Source organism: Vibrio diabolicus (assembly GCF_011801455.1).
Taxonomy (GTDB): Bacteria; Pseudomonadota; Gammaproteobacteria; order Enterobacterales; family Vibrionaceae; genus Vibrio; species Vibrio diabolicus.
Window position 1 is genome coordinate 1,274,594 of record NZ_CP042452.1, and the last position, 17,692, is coordinate 1,292,285.

At 44.1% G+C, this 17,692-nt stretch carries 19 protein-coding genes; 9 read left to right on the top strand and 10 right to left on the bottom strand.

Going from position 1 to position 17,692, the window contains the following annotated elements; translation table 11 throughout:
* Positions 1-81: 81 nt before the first annotated feature.
* From FR741_RS20930 to FR741_RS20950, 5 genes are all read left to right on the top strand, one after another.
* Entirely contained in the window at positions 82-231 is a 150-nt protein-coding gene (locus FR741_RS20930) for a hypothetical protein (protein WP_167427629.1), read from the top strand.
* 12 nt (positions 232-243) lie between these two features.
* Positions 244-894 (top strand): isoprenoid biosynthesis glyoxalase ElbB, encoded by a 651-nt coding sequence (gene elbB, locus FR741_RS20935; RefSeq protein ID WP_046873691.1) that lies wholly within the window; start codon positions 244-246, stop codon positions 892-894.
* 333 nt (positions 895-1,227) lie between these two features.
* Positions 1,228-2,376, top strand: coding sequence for an L-threonine dehydrogenase (gene yiaY, locus FR741_RS20940; RefSeq protein ID WP_167427630.1), 1,149 nt, complete (start codon positions 1,228-1,230; stop codon positions 2,374-2,376).
* Positions 2,377-2,514: 138 nt separating this feature from the next.
* Complete coding sequence (locus FR741_RS20945) at positions 2,515-3,591, top strand: PQQ-dependent sugar dehydrogenase (protein ID WP_046873692.1); 1,077 nt, start codon at positions 2,515-2,517, stop codon at positions 3,589-3,591.
* A 142-nt stretch (positions 3,592-3,733) separates the two neighbouring features.
* The gene (locus FR741_RS20950; RefSeq protein WP_046873693.1) at positions 3,734-4,354 is read left to right on the top strand and encodes an HAD family hydrolase; all 621 of its coding nucleotides are present in this window, start codon (positions 3,734-3,736) and stop codon (positions 4,352-4,354) included.
* A gap of 99 nt (positions 4,355-4,453) precedes the next feature.
* Here FR741_RS20950 and FR741_RS20955 read toward each other — a convergent pair whose 3' ends face one another.
* The 9 genes from FR741_RS20955 to FR741_RS20995 form a co-directional block, all read right to left on the bottom strand.
* On the bottom strand, positions 4,454-4,933 hold the full coding sequence (locus FR741_RS20955) for a Dps family protein (RefSeq protein ID WP_167427631.1): 480 nt from the start codon (positions 4,931-4,933) through the stop codon (positions 4,454-4,456).
* A gap of 300 nt (positions 4,934-5,233) precedes the next feature.
* Positions 5,234-7,234 carry a HAMP domain-containing methyl-accepting chemotaxis protein gene (locus FR741_RS20960; RefSeq protein ID WP_167427632.1) on the bottom strand — a complete coding sequence of 667 codons (2,001 nt, stop codon included), beginning with the start codon at positions 7,232-7,234 and terminating at the stop codon, positions 5,234-5,236.
* Between the two features lie 144 nt (positions 7,235-7,378).
* Positions 7,379-8,587, bottom strand: coding sequence for a hypothetical protein (locus tag FR741_RS20965; protein ID WP_167427633.1), 1,209 nt, complete (start codon positions 8,585-8,587; stop codon positions 7,379-7,381).
* The gene (locus FR741_RS20970; RefSeq protein WP_005391145.1) at positions 8,577-9,293 is read right to left on the bottom strand and encodes an ABC transporter ATP-binding protein; all 717 of its coding nucleotides are present in this window, start codon (positions 9,291-9,293) and stop codon (positions 8,577-8,579) included. Before FR741_RS20970 ends, FR741_RS20965 begins: the two co-directional genes overlap by 11 nt.
* Positions 9,293-10,528 (bottom strand): ABC transporter permease, encoded by a 1,236-nt coding sequence (locus FR741_RS20975; RefSeq protein WP_150917920.1) that lies wholly within the window; start codon positions 10,526-10,528, stop codon positions 9,293-9,295. Before FR741_RS20975 ends, FR741_RS20970 begins: the two co-directional genes overlap by 1 nt.
* On the bottom strand, positions 10,518-11,747 hold the full coding sequence (locus FR741_RS20980; protein WP_005391149.1) for an ABC transporter permease: 1,230 nt from the start codon (positions 11,745-11,747) through the stop codon (positions 10,518-10,520). Before FR741_RS20980 ends, FR741_RS20975 begins: the two co-directional genes overlap by 11 nt.
* A gap of 35 nt (positions 11,748-11,782) precedes the next feature.
* Positions 11,783-12,529 (bottom strand): outer membrane lipoprotein-sorting protein, encoded by a 747-nt coding sequence (locus FR741_RS20985; RefSeq protein WP_167427634.1) that lies wholly within the window; start codon positions 12,527-12,529, stop codon positions 11,783-11,785.
* Positions 12,530-12,646: 117 nt separating this feature from the next.
* Positions 12,647-14,089, bottom strand: a complete 1,443-nt coding sequence (locus tag FR741_RS20990) for a transporter substrate-binding domain-containing diguanylate cyclase (RefSeq protein ID WP_167427635.1) — start codon at positions 14,087-14,089, stop codon at positions 12,647-12,649.
* Positions 14,090-14,231: 142 nt separating this feature from the next.
* The gene (locus tag FR741_RS20995) at positions 14,232-14,573 is read right to left on the bottom strand and encodes an alternative ribosome-rescue factor A (protein ID WP_046873700.1); all 342 of its coding nucleotides are present in this window, start codon (positions 14,571-14,573) and stop codon (positions 14,232-14,234) included.
* Positions 14,574-14,938: 365 nt separating this feature from the next.
* Between FR741_RS20995 and FR741_RS21000 the strand changes: the two genes are divergently transcribed.
* The 4 genes from FR741_RS21000 (at position 14,939) to FR741_RS21015 (ending at position 16,785) form a co-directional block, all read left to right on the top strand.
* Positions 14,939-15,148: a cold-shock protein gene (locus tag FR741_RS21000; RefSeq protein WP_005375625.1), complete on the top strand. Its 210-nt coding sequence runs from the start codon at positions 14,939-14,941 to the stop codon at positions 15,146-15,148.
* Between the two features lie 91 nt (positions 15,149-15,239).
* Entirely contained in the window at positions 15,240-15,785 is a 546-nt protein-coding gene (locus tag FR741_RS21005; protein WP_005391156.1) for a YaeQ family protein, read from the top strand.
* On the top strand, positions 15,772-16,314 hold the full coding sequence (locus FR741_RS21010) for a hypothetical protein (RefSeq protein ID WP_124007598.1): 543 nt from the start codon (positions 15,772-15,774) through the stop codon (positions 16,312-16,314). The genes FR741_RS21005 and FR741_RS21010 overlap by 14 nt, the downstream gene beginning before the upstream one ends.
* Positions 16,315-16,425: 111 nt before the next feature.
* Entirely contained in the window at positions 16,426-16,785 is a 360-nt protein-coding gene (locus FR741_RS21015; RefSeq protein ID WP_053809555.1) for a glutaredoxin family protein, read from the top strand.
* 196 nt (positions 16,786-16,981) lie between these two features.
* On the opposite strand, the gene FR741_RS21020 is transcribed toward FR741_RS21015, so the two are convergent.
* Complete coding sequence (locus FR741_RS21020; RefSeq protein WP_167427636.1) at positions 16,982-17,608, bottom strand: OmpA family protein; 627 nt, start codon at positions 17,606-17,608, stop codon at positions 16,982-16,984.
* Between the last annotated feature and the right edge of the window lie 84 nt (positions 17,609-17,692).

Sequence of the window (17,692 nt, forward strand, 5' to 3'; positions counted from 1 at the left end):
TAACTCAAAAATGATCAGGTTCAACGTACTGTTTTATAAAAATCAGTATAAAAATCACTCCATTACGCAGTTGGAGTCGATATGAAACATTTTCTGCCCTCGAGTGTTATGCTTACACCTTTTGTTGTGCGCTACTATGATGAAGAAGACGACGATAGCGAAATCGCCGAAACTGATTCGAGCACTCAACATCTAAAAGTAACAGAGCAACAAACGGAAACCTCAGACTAAAGGAATTCTCAAATGAAAAAAGTCGCAGTTATCTTCAGTGGTTCAGGTGTTTACGATGGCACAGAACTGCATGAAGCCGTATTAGCACTCCATGCCATTGAAAAAGAAGGTGCATCATGGCATTGCTTTGCTCCTAACATCGATCAATTACACGTGATTAATCATCTAACTGGCGAAGAGATGGACGAAACACGAAATGTGTTGGTGGAATCTGCACGCCTTGCACGTGGCAATATTGATGATGTTGCAAGATTAAACCCAGATGAGTTTGATGCCCTACTCTTACCTGGCGGTTTTGGTGCCGCTAAAAACCTCACTGACTTCGCTGTATCAGGAGCTGAGTGCTCGATTAATACACACGTAGCTCAAGCATGTCGCGCATTCGCTCATGCGAAAAAGCCAGCAGGTTATCTGTGTATTTCACCTGTCATTATTCCGATGATTTATGATCAAGGCGTGAAAGGCACCGTAGGCAACGATGAAGCGATCTCGATAGCATTTAATCAAATGGGCGGTGAGCACATCACTTGCTCTGTCGAGGATATCGTTTTTGATGAAACACACCTCGTTCTATCAACCCCAGCTTATATGTTGGCAGAGAATATCTCTCAAGCGGCATCAGGTATCGAAAAGTTAGTATCAAAGCTGATTGATATTGCCTAATTATTGATAGATAACTTATAAACCTACCTCCCATCCCCATTGATAGTTAAGTTATTAATGGGGATTTTTTATACTTTAGTCTAATTTAGAGATATATCCGTATTAGATATCAATTTTTGCCAATCGATTGCGTCACTGGTTTCATATTTGTTCTACTTTATATCTGTGTTGCACCTATACGCTGTGCAACAAGATCACTGTCACAGTTTTTCTCTTGCAAATACCTCTAAATAGGTAAACTTGCTTCAGATCAACTTCAATCTGGAAACGAGTGTGCGACAGTAAATGGCAAATTAAGAAAGATTATTAAAAATAACGACGGAGCTATCCAATATGACAAGTGCATTTTTTATCCCTACGGTAAACCTAATGGGCGCTGGTTGTTTAAAAGACGCAGCAGACAGCATCCAATCTCAAGGCTTTAAAAAAGGTTTGATCGTTACGGATAAGATCCTTAACCAAATCGGTGTAGTCAAACAAGTTCAAGACCTTCTCACTGAACGCGACGTAGCAACCGTTGTGTACGATGGCACTCAACCAAACCCTACTATCACCAACGTTAATGATGGCTTAGCTTTGCTAAAAGAAAACGAATGTGACTTCGTTATCTCACTCGGAGGCGGCTCACCGCACGATTGTGCAAAAGGTATCGCTTTAGTGGCGTCAAACGGCGGCAAGATCGGCGATTACGAAGGCGTTGATCAATCCGCAAAACCAATGCTGCATCTCGTATCAATCAACACAACGGCTGGTACTGCTTCTGAAATGACGCGTTTCTGCATCATCACAGATGAAGAGCGCCACATTAAGATGGCGATTGTGGACAAACACACAACACCATTGATGTCAGTGAATGATCCTGAATTGATGCTTGCTAAACCTGCGTCTCTTACTGCCGCAACAGGTATGGATGCGCTAACACATGCGATTGAAGCTTACGTATCTATCGCTGCGACACCAATCACTGACGCGGTAGCAATCAAAGCAATTGAACTGATTCAAGCTCACCTTCGCACAGCAGTGAAAAACGGTGAAAACCTTGAAGCTCGCGAGCAAATGGCATACGCACAGTTCATGGCAGGTATGGCATTCAACAACGCATCTCTTGGTTACGTTCACGCAATGGCGCACCAACTAGGCGGCTTCTACGACCTACCACACGGTGTATGTAACGCAATTCTTCTACCTCACGTACAACGTTACAATGCGCAAGTATGTCCAGAGCGTTTACGTGACGTTGCTAAAGCAATGGGTGTTGATGTTGAAGGTATGTCAGCAGAGCAAGGTGCTGCGGCGGCCATTGACGCTATCGTTGAGCTCGCTAAAGATGTCGGCATCCCATCAGGCATTAAAGAACTTGGTGCGAAGCTAGAAGATATCCCAACCTTAGCGGACAACGCGCTAAAAGACGCTTGTGGTTTCACTAACCCGAAACAAGCAACGCACGAAGAGATCTCTAAGATCTTCGAAGAAGCGATGTAGGCTCGCTAAGTAAACAATTCTCTAGTCTTAATTCAATCCCCGATCTCGTATTGGGGATTTTTTATGTTCGCATACCCTGCCAAACGTCCTCCTTTAGTGTTAGCTTTTAAGTATCTTGGATTCATATTGGAAGGAACCATGAGAACGATCACTGCAACCCTACTCGCTTGCCTAGCTTTTTCTATCGATGCTGCGGACTATCGTGCCAATGAGGTCGCCAATGGGTTTCAAATCCCATGGGGAATTGAATTTCTCGATAAGCAACAAATGATCGTGAATGAAAAAAACGGCACCGTTTCATTACTTAATATTGCTTCGGGAAAACAGCAAACCCTCTTCAAAGTACCGAATGTGAACACCAGTGGGCAAGCTGGTTTATTAGATGTAGCTCTAGTGCCGAATACCGCTCCACAAAATCCACAGGTTTTCTTTACTTACAGCAAACGTACCGATAAAGGAAATACTGTAGCCTTAGCGACCGCACAATTGAAAAACAATCAACTTGTGGGTTGGAAAGACGTCTTTGTCGCCGACGCCATCACGGACACCAGTCGTCATTACGGCAGCCGTATTGCGTTTGTCGATGACAAGGTTTACTTCTCAATTGGGGACCGTGGCGAACGTGGTAATGGGCAAGACACTCAAACCCATGCAGGCACTATTCTTCGCCTCAACCTTGATGGCTCGGTACCACAAGATAATCCATTCAAGACTTCTGAGGCTCGCCCTGAAATATGGAGTTACGGGCACCGTAACCCACAAGGCATGTTTTACGACGAAGCAACAAAACAGCTTTGGTCGATTGAGCATGGCCCTCGTGGTGGTGATGAAATCAACCTGATTAGGAAAGGTGCAAACTACGGCTGGGCAAAAGTCTCTCAGGGTAAAGAGTATTGGGGACCGTTAGACGTTGGAGAAGCGAAAAGCTTACCGAATATGGAAGACCCAAAGTTGGTTTATATTCCGTCTATCGCGCCAAGCAATATGGTGGTGTATCGTGGTGATAAGTACCCAGAGTTGGATGGAAAAATCCTCGCCGGTGCCTTGAAGCTGGCGCACATCAACGTGGTTTCTATTGAGAATGGCAAGCTCACCGAATCAAAAAGATTGATGGAGAATCTTGGCGAGCGAGTCAGGGATATCACCATCAGTCCGGATGGCTATGTCTATTTTTCAACAGATACAGGCAAAATTTTCCGTCTTGAAGAGAAGTAATCAAACACCAACATCATTGAGACTATTTAATTTGTGACGTATCAGTGATTTATTTTCGTACAAGTAACACGTTTGAATCTAAAATTAACAATAACCTTTTGTTTTTAGAAAGATAGCTTGGTTTAAGTCGTACGAGGTCATCATGGTTCCTTTTCCATTAAAACTTGAAAGAGTCAAAGCCGTTATTTTCGACTTAGACAATACACTCGTCAGCTCCGATATGAACTTCAAAGATCTTCGTCAGCAACTAGGCTGTCCACAAAACGAAGATTTATTGGATTTTGTTGATAAGCTTGACCATCCACATCAGAGAGAGCATGCCCATAATGTTATCTTTGATCATGAAATTTCTGATGCTGAGCAATCATCTCCGATGCTGGGTTGCCACGAGCTTTTGGCATACTTACATCAGCATAAAGTTAAAACCGCGATAGTAACGCGCAACTGTTTGATCGCTACGCAGCGTAAGTTGGAACATAACCGAATTGATGTTGAACATGTCCTCACTCGTGAATGCTACCCAGCAAAACCTGATCCTTTATCGCTCCAAGTCCTAGCCAAAGAGTGGCGATTAATGCCAGATGAAGTGCTTTATGTGGGCGATTTCCTTTATGACCTACAAGCCGCATACAACGCCCAAATGCCATCCTGCCTTGTTCACCACAATACGACTGCACAATTCCACGACTCCGCCTCTCTTGCTGTAACAGAGCTGACCGATTTACTCGAACATTTTCAGTCTTTTAAGCACATTCACGACTAACTAGGCACTTTCATAAACAAAAGGAGCACTCGCGTGCTCCTTTGACTTATTCCCGATTTATTTATGCGTCCCCAAGTGAGTGCTCGGGTGATGCGTCGCTTAGCCTTGTAGGTAAGCGTTAAGCATCCACATTAATTTTTCTTGCTCACGGATGTAGTCACCCATCAATGCCGCGGTACCTTCGTCACCTGCTTCACCCGCGTTTTGTAGAATCTCACGCTGTTTTAGAAGTAGAACGCTAAAGCCTTGAACCAGACCTTGTACACACTCCTCACCAGAAGTCGCGTTTTGATGTTCTTTAATTTCACTTTCTTCCAAGTAGTGGCTGAATGCGTGCGCTGGTGTATGACCCAAGGTTAGAATCCGCTCTGCAAGCTCATCGATTTTTGTTTGTAGATCCGTGTAGATCTCTTCAAATTTTACGTGCAGTTCGAAGAATTGCGCACCTTTGATGTTCCAGTGGTAACCGCGAGAGTTCATGTACAACACTTGGTAATGCGCTAGCAGTTGATTTAGCTGTTGAGCTAGTTGTGCTGATTGTTCGCTGTCTAGACCAATTAGGCTTACTTGTTTGTTCATAATCTTGCTCCTAGAAGGATGATACCAATCGTAGTAACGAACGATTCTCTTACCGGGATTGGTATAAAGTTTAAAAATTCTTTTGCAGTATTTGCTGCCGATGGAGTCATATTACGACTCCGGCTCGGTGAAGAGAATTTGGTTTTAGCTATGATTTAAATAGCTAAATCCAATGAGCAAGTAGACGAATATCGGCGTATCATCCAACAAAAAGCCCCAACCCTTTTTGTGTAAAAAGGATTGGGGCTTTTTTACTATTTGGTTAACGTTCAAAAGTCGATGAACAGACGTAAACCTTATCTACACCGTTTTAAAAGTTGCCATCTGTTGATTCAGCTCGGTAACTTGCTCTTTTACTTGCAATGATGTCTCTGATGCACGTTGGCTGTTATTCGAAACCTCATCCACTGATTGAGTAATATCGGACATTAATCCAGTGATCGAATTGGTCGCATGAGATTGCTGCTCTGCCGCTGCCGCAAGTTCTGCCATTTGCTCATTCAAGGAACCTATTTGCTCAGTAGTAACAAGCAAACGAGTTACCGCTTTTTCAATGTGCTCAGCGCCCTGCTCCGCAAGTGATTGACTGTGTTCAATTTCCTCAACCACCGAATTGGTAGAGCGTTGAATCGCATTAATGATGCCGTTGATTTCTGTCGTCGATTGAGTAGTGCGAGTCGCTAACATACGTACTTCGTCCGCCACAACCGCAAAGCCTCGTCCTTGGTCGCCCGCACGCGCCGCTTCTATCGCGGCATTCAATGCCAATAAGTTAGTTTGTTCTGCCAAACCTTCAATTACTTCCGTCACTCGACCAATGGCTTCGCTCTCTTTGCTTAGCTGTGTCACTTGCGTACTCGCGGTTTCAATGCTGCCATGCAAGCTTTCCATGGTGACTTTGTTTTGCTCTAAAGCATCACGACCTTGTTCAATCTCGCCTTTTGAATCAGAAAGCTTCTGCACCGATTGATTGGCTTGATCTAGGGTGTTACGCGCGGCCAAAGCTATTTCATCCAATTGGCTTCCCATTTCAACAATGCTGGTCTGTTGCTGTTCCACATTCGATGAGGTGACTTGCGCCGATTCCAACAAAGCTCCCATACTGGTATCCACTTGATGCGCTTTCTCACTCACCCCGGCCACGATGCTCGCTAACGATTGGTTCATGCGGTTAATCGAATCGGTAAGGTCTGCCAATTCATCTTTCCCAACAACAGTGAGCGAAGGCTGAGAAACGTCCCCTGAAGCGATCGTCTTTGCTCGCTCCGATAAGTTTTTCACTCGGCGACCAATGGTGTTGCCCATGTATTTTGAAATCGCTACTGCGGCAAACAAAACCAACGCTGCCGCAATCAGCATGGTGGTGAGTACGTTCTTGATGGACTGATTAATGCCCTGTCCGCTTTGATCAGCACGACTTTGCTGCGCCAATACGATCGTCTCTAAGCTTTGGTCTAGGGCATCTGCTGCTGGCAACAGTTCGTTCGCCATCAGCAAGTTTGATTCGTTCCATTCTGGTGACTGACGTAATGCAATCACCTGCTCTGCTAAAGGAAAGTACAGTTGCTGCATTTCTTTAAACAGTGACCACAATGATTGGTCGTTATCAGTAAGCCTGTCGAGTTTGCTGTCGATTTCCGCCACAGACTGATTGTGGTACTTAATCAAGTCGTGGTATTTGTCCAGATGATCTTGTTGCCCGTACAACAGGAAATCTCGCAGAGCAGACAATGCATTGGCGAGCGAGGTATAGCTGTCGGCGTAAACTTTAAACAGACGCTTTCTGTCTCCACCAAATGGGTTTCCAGACTCTTCGTTGATTAAGCTTTGAAGCTGATCAAGTGCCACTTCTGCAATGGGTGCCGCTTCGTTAATAAAGAGGTTGTGCGCGGGTAAGTTCTCATCACTGTGGCTGAGCTCAATCAGCTTGTTTAGAGAGGCTTTTACTGCGTCCCACTGGCTTTGAATCGCTTGAAAGTCCTGTTCAGAGATCAAAGCCTGCAACGTTGGAAGCGACTCGTCTGTAGATGCCATGATATTGCGCACGTCCTCACTCAGACGTGCACTCGCCTCTTCATCGCCACCTAACAACATGTAGGCTCGAATAGAAGACAGCGACGCTTGAACGGACTGTTGGATACCGCGACTGGTGTCGACGGTCGGTAGATCAGATTTAAGTAACGAAGAGGCGTATTGCTCTACGGTGGTGACGTTGCGATACGTGAATACCGCTGATGCCATAAAAAGTACGGCTAGCAGCACAAAACTGAGCTGCAACTTCCCTGATATCGTAAGGTTCATCCATAAACTCCTGACAACGATGAGCCTTAAATATAACGATGTTTATAAAAATGTTAAATGCTTGTATCAAAAACAACTTCAGAACAAGGCATTATTTGTGATTGATTGCATTATTTAGGGATAGCAGCTAAATGAAAGGCATCTCTAGTAACTATACCGGATATTAGCAAACACCAAAGTTGCAGGTGTTTCTCCAAATAAGCTGCCGTCCGTACCGTTAAAATGTTGAACTACAGTTAGCAGTTGCCAATTATCACTGAGTGAATAGCTGCTGGATAATCCAGCAAAGTAAGAGCCATCATCATAGTAACTAGCCGATAAGGTGACGCGGTTGAGCGCCGTTAAGTCGAAGCTAGCATCGGCATAAACAGTATGCTCCGTGAAGCTCAAGGTTTTCGCAGAGAGAGGGAGGTTTAGGTAAGTTAATGCGCTGCTCGCTGGCTTTGGTTCAGAAATAAACAACCAAGCACCTCTCACCATCCAGTTACGCACACCACCAAAACTGTAGTCTGATTCCAAACTAGCGACTGTCGTATCCTCAGTAGGCTGACCTTGATGCTTTGTATCAATAGGATCAAACCAGCTTAACTCGCCTCGAAACCCGGCTTGATAGATATCAGTCGCGAACCCTGCTCCAAGAACATAGTCTTGCCGAGATCGACCCGCAATGATTTGATAGTCCCAACCAGAAACGTTGGAGAAATATCGTAGTGACGTGCTGTTTTCTTTAGACTGCTTTGACGGAGAGAAAACGAGATCTAACCCATCGGCAAACCCAAGTTTTTTACTCACCATGACAGCGTCGGTGCCCGCCCGCTCTTCGTAATCAAAGTCGTAAATAGAATAGGCGTTGTAGATGTCGTTTGGGTTCCAAATGGTGTTCATTGACCAATTGACCCGGAACCGCCCTAACCTTGCACTCCAATCTTGGTCACTCCAAGAGACGTAGAGTCGATCCAGTTGGGTATTGAGGATTGCATTATCTTCTCGCCAATTTTTGCTTAGATCAAAATACCCATTATCAAGCGCCACGAGTTCTGCATATCGAGGAATCTCAAGCGCATCGCCCCACAATGCTCTATTCCTGATACCAAGATTTATTCGCCATTCAGGAGAAAAGCGATATTCAACGTTAATCCGGTTATGGAGTAGATGGTCAAGGGTATTACCCTGCTCGTCAGGCATACTATAGGTCGCCATGTATTTCACATAGCCATTGATATCCCATGCTTTTTCAGGCTCCAAACCCGGTATGCTGGCATTAGTTTTAATGCAAATTACCGCAGGACTTAACGCAAAAAAAAGCCGCAATAACTTGGATAGTAAGCTTACGCCTTCTACTCTACCACGCATGGCTCTTCTCTATGGTGTTATCAATGTTGGCAAAATCTCGTGCCAAACGCCCGTCCTCAAATACTATGATTCGATGTGCGCGCTTAATAACTCTAGGATCATGGGTAGAAAAGATAAATGTCGTGCCTTCTTTTTCACTGAGTTGTTCCATGATATCAAGCAGCTCGGCTGTACTTTTTGCATCTAAGTTGGCGGTAGGCTCATCTGCCATTACAAACCTTGGTTTTGGTGCCAATGCTCTTGCAACCGCAACTCTCTGTTGTTGGCCTCCAGACATTTTACTCGGACGTTTATGCATCTGCTGTGATAATCCAACCTGTTGCAGTAGCGCGCTGGCGCGTTCACGACATTCCCTTTCTGTTTTCCCTTGCAATTGCATAACAAACTCGACGTTTTCAAGAGCTGTCAGTACGGGGAGCAGACTATAATCTTGGAAGATAAAGCCAATGTTATCGCGTCGATAAGCGATCAACTCTTTTTCTGACATATCAGAGATTAAGCATCCATCAATTTCCACGCGTCCTGATGTAGGAGAATCGATCCCGCCCAACATGTTTAGTAGGGTCGTTTTCCCTGAACCAGAAGGTCCCATAATAGCGACAAACTCACCTTGCTTGATCTCCAAATCTACGCTCTGAACCGCATGTACCGGGAAGTCACTCTTTGGGTTGTACGTCTTGGATAAGCCTTCCAATTTAATCGTCATTACGTTTTCTCCGCCATGGCATCCGCAGGTCGATGCTTGAGAATTTGCCTTGCTGGATACAAAGCCGCAAATAAGCTCGCGACAAAAATAGCCACAATAATCAATTGATATTCATAAAACGACACTCTTGGATAAAGCAAGGTATCGACGCCATAAGCACCTAACCCATCAGCAAGTGCGCCAAGCGATAAGCCAGTAATACTCAGTATTTTCAACATGACTGCGCTTCCTAATAACCCTAGCGCGCAACCACTCAAACCAAGGAATAGCGTTTCCAAAATAATCAGTGTGCGAATTTTATGCTGCTGCATGCCAACCGCCATTAACACCCCAAACTCTCTCGTTCTTTCAAAAACTGACATCAGCATGATGTTGATGATTCCGAGAGTCATGGCAAGTACGAAAACGACCAACATAATTTGGTTAGAGATATCCATTGAGCTCATCATTGTTGCGAGTAAAGGCTGTATTTCTTGCCATTTTCTCACGATCAATTGTTCACGGTTGGCTTGTGGCAATATTGATAACGTAAATGCCTCTGCACTTTCTAGCTGTTCAGTCTCGTTGGAGTTCAACAAAACGCCAATTTCATGCGCACCCGACAAGCCTGCGATTGTTTCGAGATCGACTTTACGGACGTAGACATTACCGTCATCAAACGTGGTGGATGGCGTTTTAAAAATACCTCGAACGCGAAAAGCTGCGCCAGATACATCACCCTTGATGTCAGATAATGTTAAAACCACTTTCGATCCAACACGCAGCTTCAACCGATTTGCGGTTTTTTGCGAAACAAGAATGGGGTTTCTTCCCACTTCGTTTAACCATTCTCCGTCTATCACATGGCTTGTAAGCGGTGTGATACTTTGCTCTTGTTCAATATTGATGCCATTGATCCGAACGCCTCTCGTACTACGCGCAGAAGCAATCATGCCATCAGCAAGAAATCGCGCCGATACCGCTTTAACATCTTGATGTGCAGCCAAAGCGGCCGTTATCGTTTGATAATTCGTTATTGTGTCACTAAGGTCAGGATTATTAAGGTAGGATTTCTGATGCACTTGTAGATGACTGGTTTGCCACGCAATCGCGTTTTTGATCATGCTGTCGACCAAACCGTTCATGAATCCAATCATGGCAACAACGCCCATTAAGCCGAACACCATCGCTCCCAGCATAATGGAAGTTCTGAGCTTGTTCCGCCATAAATTACGCCACGCCAATTTAATCAACATGCGCGCCTCCTTTTAGCCCACTAGCAATGGGCAAGCGAAGAAGTCTAGCCATCGGATACATCAGACATAACGATAAAATAACGAGAACGACAAGAATTTGATCCATTAACAAATACGGGTCTAGCGAAACAGGTACGATTGGTTCAAAGCCACTCTCCAGCATCACTTGTGCAGCATCGCCTGTAATCTCAATCGGATTGATATAGAAATACGCAAGCACAGGCGCGCTGATCAAGACACCGAGCACAAGACCAATAACGGAGATAAACATCGATTCAATGGCGACGAGCCCCATCAGCTTGCTGCGCAACATACCCGTCGCGAGCATCACCGCAAATTCACGCTGGCGCTCTAACGTCATCATCAAAATCGTGGCAAACAGGCCAAAACCAACAATGCCGTACAAGATATAGATCAAAAAGATCCCACCCGCTTTGTCCAAGGCTATCTGTTGAGAAAGTTCTGGCGACAGCTCCTGCCAGCTTTTTACTGCGACGCCATTCCCGTAGTGGCGCTTTAGTTGTTTAACAATGTCAGGCAACACGCGTAAACTTTGAGTGTTAAGGACCCATGCGGTGACTTGGTTATCAAGCGAATACAACGCTTGTGCGGTATCAAGAGGCATGTAGACCAACTGAGAATCTAACTGCTGCAAAGGAAAGTGCAAAATACCGGACACCTGATACAGTCCAGCCGCCGTTTGACCACGATAACCCGAACCATACAACACCAGTTCATCACCAACGTTCAAATGAAGGTAGTTTGCCAAACCCTCACCAACAAGCACCGAGTTTTGTCCAGATGCAATAAAGCGCCCTTGTACGATTTTGTCACTAATGCTGGAGTAGCTATCTTCAGCGTCAGGCTCAACGCCGAGCACCATCACGCCTTTGGATCGTTCGTCTTTGGCGGCAAGCGCAAATGACTCAATTCTCGGCAGAACGATGTCGATATCAGGGTTGTTTTTAGCAGATGCAATGAACGCTGGCGTTTGTGGAAGGACATCATCAATGCTGGAGGAGTCCCCAAAATCGGGATGTTGTAGCTGAATTAATCCCGTATAGAACTTCGCAGCGTTTTTAATATTTGAGGAGTAACTTCCTTCTTGGAACGCTCGAGTCAGTAAGGAGAGAAACAGAACAAGAGCTAACGCAGAAGCGGTTAACAATGTCCGCCGTTTTTGCCGCCATAGATTTCGCCATGCGAGCTTGATGAGCATCCGATTCTCACCTCTTATCTAAACCAAAATCCACCCTAATCTCGCAGAGCCTTCATTTGCTGCTGGGAGAAAAAGTCATCATCGATATCAAAATCAAATTGCGCTTCGTGCGTAATCAAAACCGTTTTATTTCTTGGTTTATCTATCGGCTGCATCTCCATGCGAGTCGCAACGTCTCGCCCACCCAACGTTTGCACATCGTAAGTCGTCAAAACATTTACCAGTTCATCAAATTCATCGTAAAACTCGACTTTGCGCTGTAAAAAGCTCGTTTGAGAGATCCACAGTCTGACTTTGCTCCAAACCACTGGGGCGTCAGGCTTGGCAAGTGCATCAATTACCCAAACTTTGTCACCATCAAAGGTTTCACTTTGAAGCAGTTGATGTTGATAATCGACAACAATAGAAGATTGGTTAATTAAATCATCATTCGTGAAGTCTGATCCCATCCAAGACTGACTGAGCATGGATGGCGCAATTTTAATCACTCGCTCGATACTCGGCACCCAATTCCACATTTCTCTATGACGTTTTAACGAGGCGCTACCTTTATCTTTCGCCGGAGCAGTCACCAAGACCAAAGATAATTCCGTACCTTTCGTCCAACTCTTCATAGTCATTGAACGTGACCAGTCAGGGCGAACAATTTTCATGGTGGCTTCGCTATAACTGGATTTTCCGCGCATCGCTTGATCAGACTTTTGGACTATATCAAAAGCGCTCTCAGCGTAAGAAAAAGAAGAGAGAAGTACACAAGCGATAACACAAAACGTTTTATACATACCTTCCCTCCGTACCGACACGACCTAGAATTTGAAGCGAAACGGGTATAATAATTTTAAATTCAATTGAGTATAGCAAGTGAGGATTTAGAAATAGCGATTGGTGACTCAAAAATACTAAGGGACTTGACGAAGCTCAGGTTGAACCTGGCTGTCTGTTATGACTTGAAACACCGAGCGATTTTTACCTTCAGACTTACCTTGATACATCAGTTGATCAGCGTCTTGTAAATTCACGATGTGAGTAAATTCAGGGTAGTATGCGCAGCCTAAGCTAATGCTCAAATGAATCGCTTGCCCGCCAAGGATAATAGGTTGTTCGTACACGGCTTTGCAGAGCATTTGAGCAAAGTTGCGCGCCTCTCGCTCAGAGAGCGATGCCGTCACGAGTGCGAACTCTTCTCCGCCAATTCTCGCTAATGTCATACGTTCATCAGTCATTGATTTTGCTGTTTCAGCCACGGCCACTATCGCTCTATCTCCGACAAGATGACCGTATTGGTCATTAATTGATTTAAAATCATCAATATCAAATACCATTACCGTCAAGCTTCGCTGCAAGTGATTCAAGAGCGCCAATTGTTCAATCAAGTGTCTACGGTTGTAGAGTTTTGTTAGGGAATCCGTTAACGTCATCTCCAGCAATTGCTGGTTAGCAATCGTCAATTGTCTTGTGCGCAGCGCAACCATGCGTTTGAGTGCGAAGATATGATACAGCGTCGCGACCGCCATAACGAAAATCGCAATAGGTAGGAGATAAAGAGGATAGACCGTTTTCACCACACTCCAGCGATTGAGGATCCTTTCTCGATCTGTATCGATAACTTTTTCAAACGCTCGAGAGACATCCAAAATGGAAGCAGAACTATGCAACCCTGCTGCAATCCGAAGGTCTTTACTATATAAATTTATTACAGGAACAAACATGCCTGCTCCCGGCATAGTTGCCATATAAAAGTTAGCCACTTGAAGGTCCGCGACAAAATACAGCACCTTCTTATCGACAGCAGCCTGTATCATCGTGTCGTTATTGATGTATTCCGCGATAGGCGCATTAGGATAATTCATCTTAATAAACTCAGACTCGTAACTTCCTTTAACGACACCAATTGGCAACGTCATTTCACCAGCTAAAACACTTTTGACATCAATCGAAAGCACGTCTTGATTGACATATAATTTAGTTTGAATGGGCATGATAACTGCGCCAAAATCCAAGTAATCGGCTCTTTCCGATGAGTAAACTAATCCCGCGTGAAAGTCAGCACGCCCCTCTTTTACGGCCTGTAAAGAAGCCTCCCAATCAAGAAGCAGAAACTGAACATCAATTTGGTTGTCCGCCGCATACGCTTTCCAGAAGTCGATCAAAATGCCTTTGGGTTCACCGTCTGGGCTAAGGTAAGAGAATGGCTTCCAAGCTTTGGAGTTAGAAACAATTAAAGAATGAGACTCTGACTTGTGCGCATACGTCATCGGGCAAATAGACAGCCATAGTAGTAACAAAGAAGCACACGCTTTTGTACACTTGCAACCATAAGTACCATAACTCGTCGATGACATACCTACTTCTCACCAGTCTTTTTAAACCATAATCTCGGCTGTTTTGTCTGATCTAAAGATATAGCAGAGCGGTGTCGGACAGGAAGTGGCTCCTATTGATATGAATCTAACTTAGTAGGTTTTAGTACTTATTTGGTACTTTTCAGCGTCTAGTTTTAAGAAGAAAGCTAGCCAGTATAAGGTGAGGTAAGAGTGATTTAACTAACACTAACCCATTGAATTTGAATAGTTTGATAAAAACCAGCTTCAATAAAAAAGCCCTATTCAAAATCCACATCGGGGAGAACTTTGAATAGGGCTCTTTGCCTCTATGCTTCATTTTCCGACTGAAGCTGCCTTTACCTTTTTTCGCTTTTACGACTCGTGTTCTGAACAATTGACTGGTGACAACCGCTTTTAACGCATTGTCCTTGATTTCACCTCTGCCGAAATCGGTCTCGTGTTGTAACTCATTCGGCTGAGGACTGGTTTTAGGTTTTGCCATAAATCCTCCTTAATGGTCGAACCAGATTGGACAATAATTATATAAATAAGTCAAATTTATAGATTTAGTTGAATTTTATGCTGAAAAACTTCACATCACCGTCATTTATTTGAAATTTAATCAAAAACATGCTGGTTAAATAGTGACTAAATACAAATATTTGTCCATAAAGCACTAATATATGTTGACTCTTCGTGGAATTAACCTAGACTCAAACACGGCTAGAAAGAAAGTTCTTTGTTTTCACATTTCGTTGGATTACTTGTAACCCGTCGTCCTGTGGTACGCAATAGCAATTTATTTTTCCACGCTATAAGCGCCGTTGAGGCGAAAGATTACATTATTTAGATATTTAGGAAATAGACATGTCTAACACAGCTACTGGCACAGTTAAGTGGTTCAACGAAACTAAAGGCTTCGGTTTCATTCAACAAGAAAACGGTCCTGACGTATTTGCTCACTTCTCTGCAATCACTGGTGACGGCTTCCGTACTCTAGTTGAAGGCCAGAAAGTAGAATTTGTTATCTCTCAAGGTCAAAAAGGCCCTCAAGCAGAGCAAATCAAAGTACTTTAATTCTTAAAGAATTTGATACGATAGCCAGCTTTTAAAGCTGGCTATTTTTTTGTCTATAACTTATTTTTGCCAACAAAAACGATATAAATCCATGGCTCTTAAACCAACTATTTATAAATTTCGTATCGCCATTTCCGATATGAATAACGACTATTACGATTCTAAAAATCTAACTATCGCCCTTCACCCTTCAGAAAAACCTCAACGAATGCTGGCTCGTGTTTTAGCTTACTGCTTAAACGCTCAAAGTAATTTAGAGTTTACGAAAGGGCTTTCTACAATTGAAGAGCCTGATTTATGGCATGTTGGCGATGATCAAAGCATTACTCACTGGATTGAAATTGGCGAACCAGAACCAGAAAGAATCAAGAAAGCCTCTCGCCTAGCAAAGCATGTGAAAGTTTACACTTATAACACTAAAGCGACGGTATGGTGGGATAAAATGTCAGGAAAGTTCTCAATGCTTCCCGTCAATGTAGAAAGCTTTGACTACGACGCTATCGACTTGATTTGTCAGCACCTTGACCGAGGCACTAGCCTTTCTGTTATGATTACCGGCAGCTCTATTTTTGTTGATATCAACGATCAACACGTCGAAGTAACGGTGAAGGAACTAAAAAGCCATGACGTCTCTTAGTGAACTGAGTCAAGAGATGGGATTCAAAGAAATTCCCTTCGTTAAAGAACATAAAGCGGCAAAGCGACGTTGGTTAAAAGAACAGTCACAACTGTTTACAAAAGTTTGTGAGAACAAACCCGCCACGGCGCCTACTCTTCACCTGCTTGGTCTTTTGACTAAGTCGCATATTGAAGCCAGCGCTAACTATGAGCAACATGCGCATTCTGCCCAGCAAATGCAGCAAGTGCTGACTGACTCCTTGGGTGATGAGCACGCGGATAAGTTCACTAACCAGTCCGCTGAAGACCTTATCTTGATAACCCACCTTTGGCTTTATACTCAAGGCTATTTGAATATGGACTTTAGCTTGGCGCACGATCATGCCGAGCAAACTCAGAATACATTGCAACACGAGCTTGTTGTAAAACGCATGGATGTTGATGCATTCAGAACCGAACTGATGCAAAGCTTTTATCTAGGTAGAGAAGCCAGTCCAGCTTCGACTAGCGGTTTTTGGGGCAGGTTAAAACGCTTATTTTCCGCATAAAATACATGGTTTTATCCATTTCAAACAACTGATAGACTTCACGCTCAATGCAACAAGCATCATTATTGCATTTTTAAAGGACAATTACCCAATGAACATCAAGGGATCATTATGAAGTTTATCCGTTGGATTTTAGGCAAGGTTATCTTATTGCTGAACGCCGTGTTCTCACCTCGTGGTATTAAACGCAGTGCAGAAGAACAACAACGTATTGATGAAAAAGCAAAGCAATACGCACTTTACCAATTTGAAGCTTGCCCTTTTTGCGTAAAAGTCCGCCGTGCAATGAAGCGTCAATCAGTGAATATTGAGCTACGTGATGCAAAAAATAACCCGACTCATCGAGCTGAACTAGAGCAAGGTGGTGGACGAATTAAAGTCCCTTGCCTGCGTATCGAAAAAGATGGCGAAACACAGTGGCTATACGAGTCATCTGACATCGTCGCTTACGTTGAAAAAGAATTTGCCTAAGTTCCCCCTATGAACATTGGCGGATGTAAAAGAGGCACCATACAGGTGCCTCTTTTCTATTCAGTCTAGCTGCTTGCTCGTTGCTATTCCTAGCCTTTGGGTTCACTCTTCTTGCTCATTCCCAGACGGAAACGCCAGTAAACACATAAGGGCTTAGTGCAAACAACACGACGTAGTTTATCGACCAACCATCGCCTTACTCATCAACGATCAGCGTTAGCTCTACGCGTCGATTACAAGCTTTGCCACTGGCTGTCGAATTACTGCACTGCGGCACATACTCGCCAAAACCTCTAGAAAACACGCGTTGACGAGGAATACTCGTCGCCAGCAGTTGCTTTTCCACTTCACGAGCTCGCTTTTCTGACAACGTGTCATTAAAGCTGGCAGCTCCCGTGCTATCGGCATGGCCATCGATCACGACATCCACATCCGTTCTTCCTGCTAGATAGTGACCAATGTTTCGAATCCAGTGTTGAGATTGCGCTGATAACTGAGCAGAGCCAGTTTGAAAATGCACTTGCTCTTTCAAACGTATCATTAAGTGACCGCCACTGAGTGTCTCATGAGGAATATTGTGCCTGTTCAGAAACATTTCCAGAGAGGTCACATTTTGCGACTTTTTTACTGATGCCCTCTCAGTCTGATACGTGCGAGGTGAAGAAGCCACACTGGAGGCACTCGGATAGCCCCACTCAGGATGTCTCAGCTCGGTGTTTGTTTTAGGAGCTGTATCTAAAATGTTCCCGCCAGGAACCATGTCTTGATCAAGGCTACTGCACCCAGTCAGAATGCCGCAAACAATTAAAAACCACTGCTTCATACCATTACCAACGTAGAAAAACTCTTGCCCATTGTGTCGACAAAACACGCCGAATCTTTAGCGCTTTTATCCACCGATTGGTTT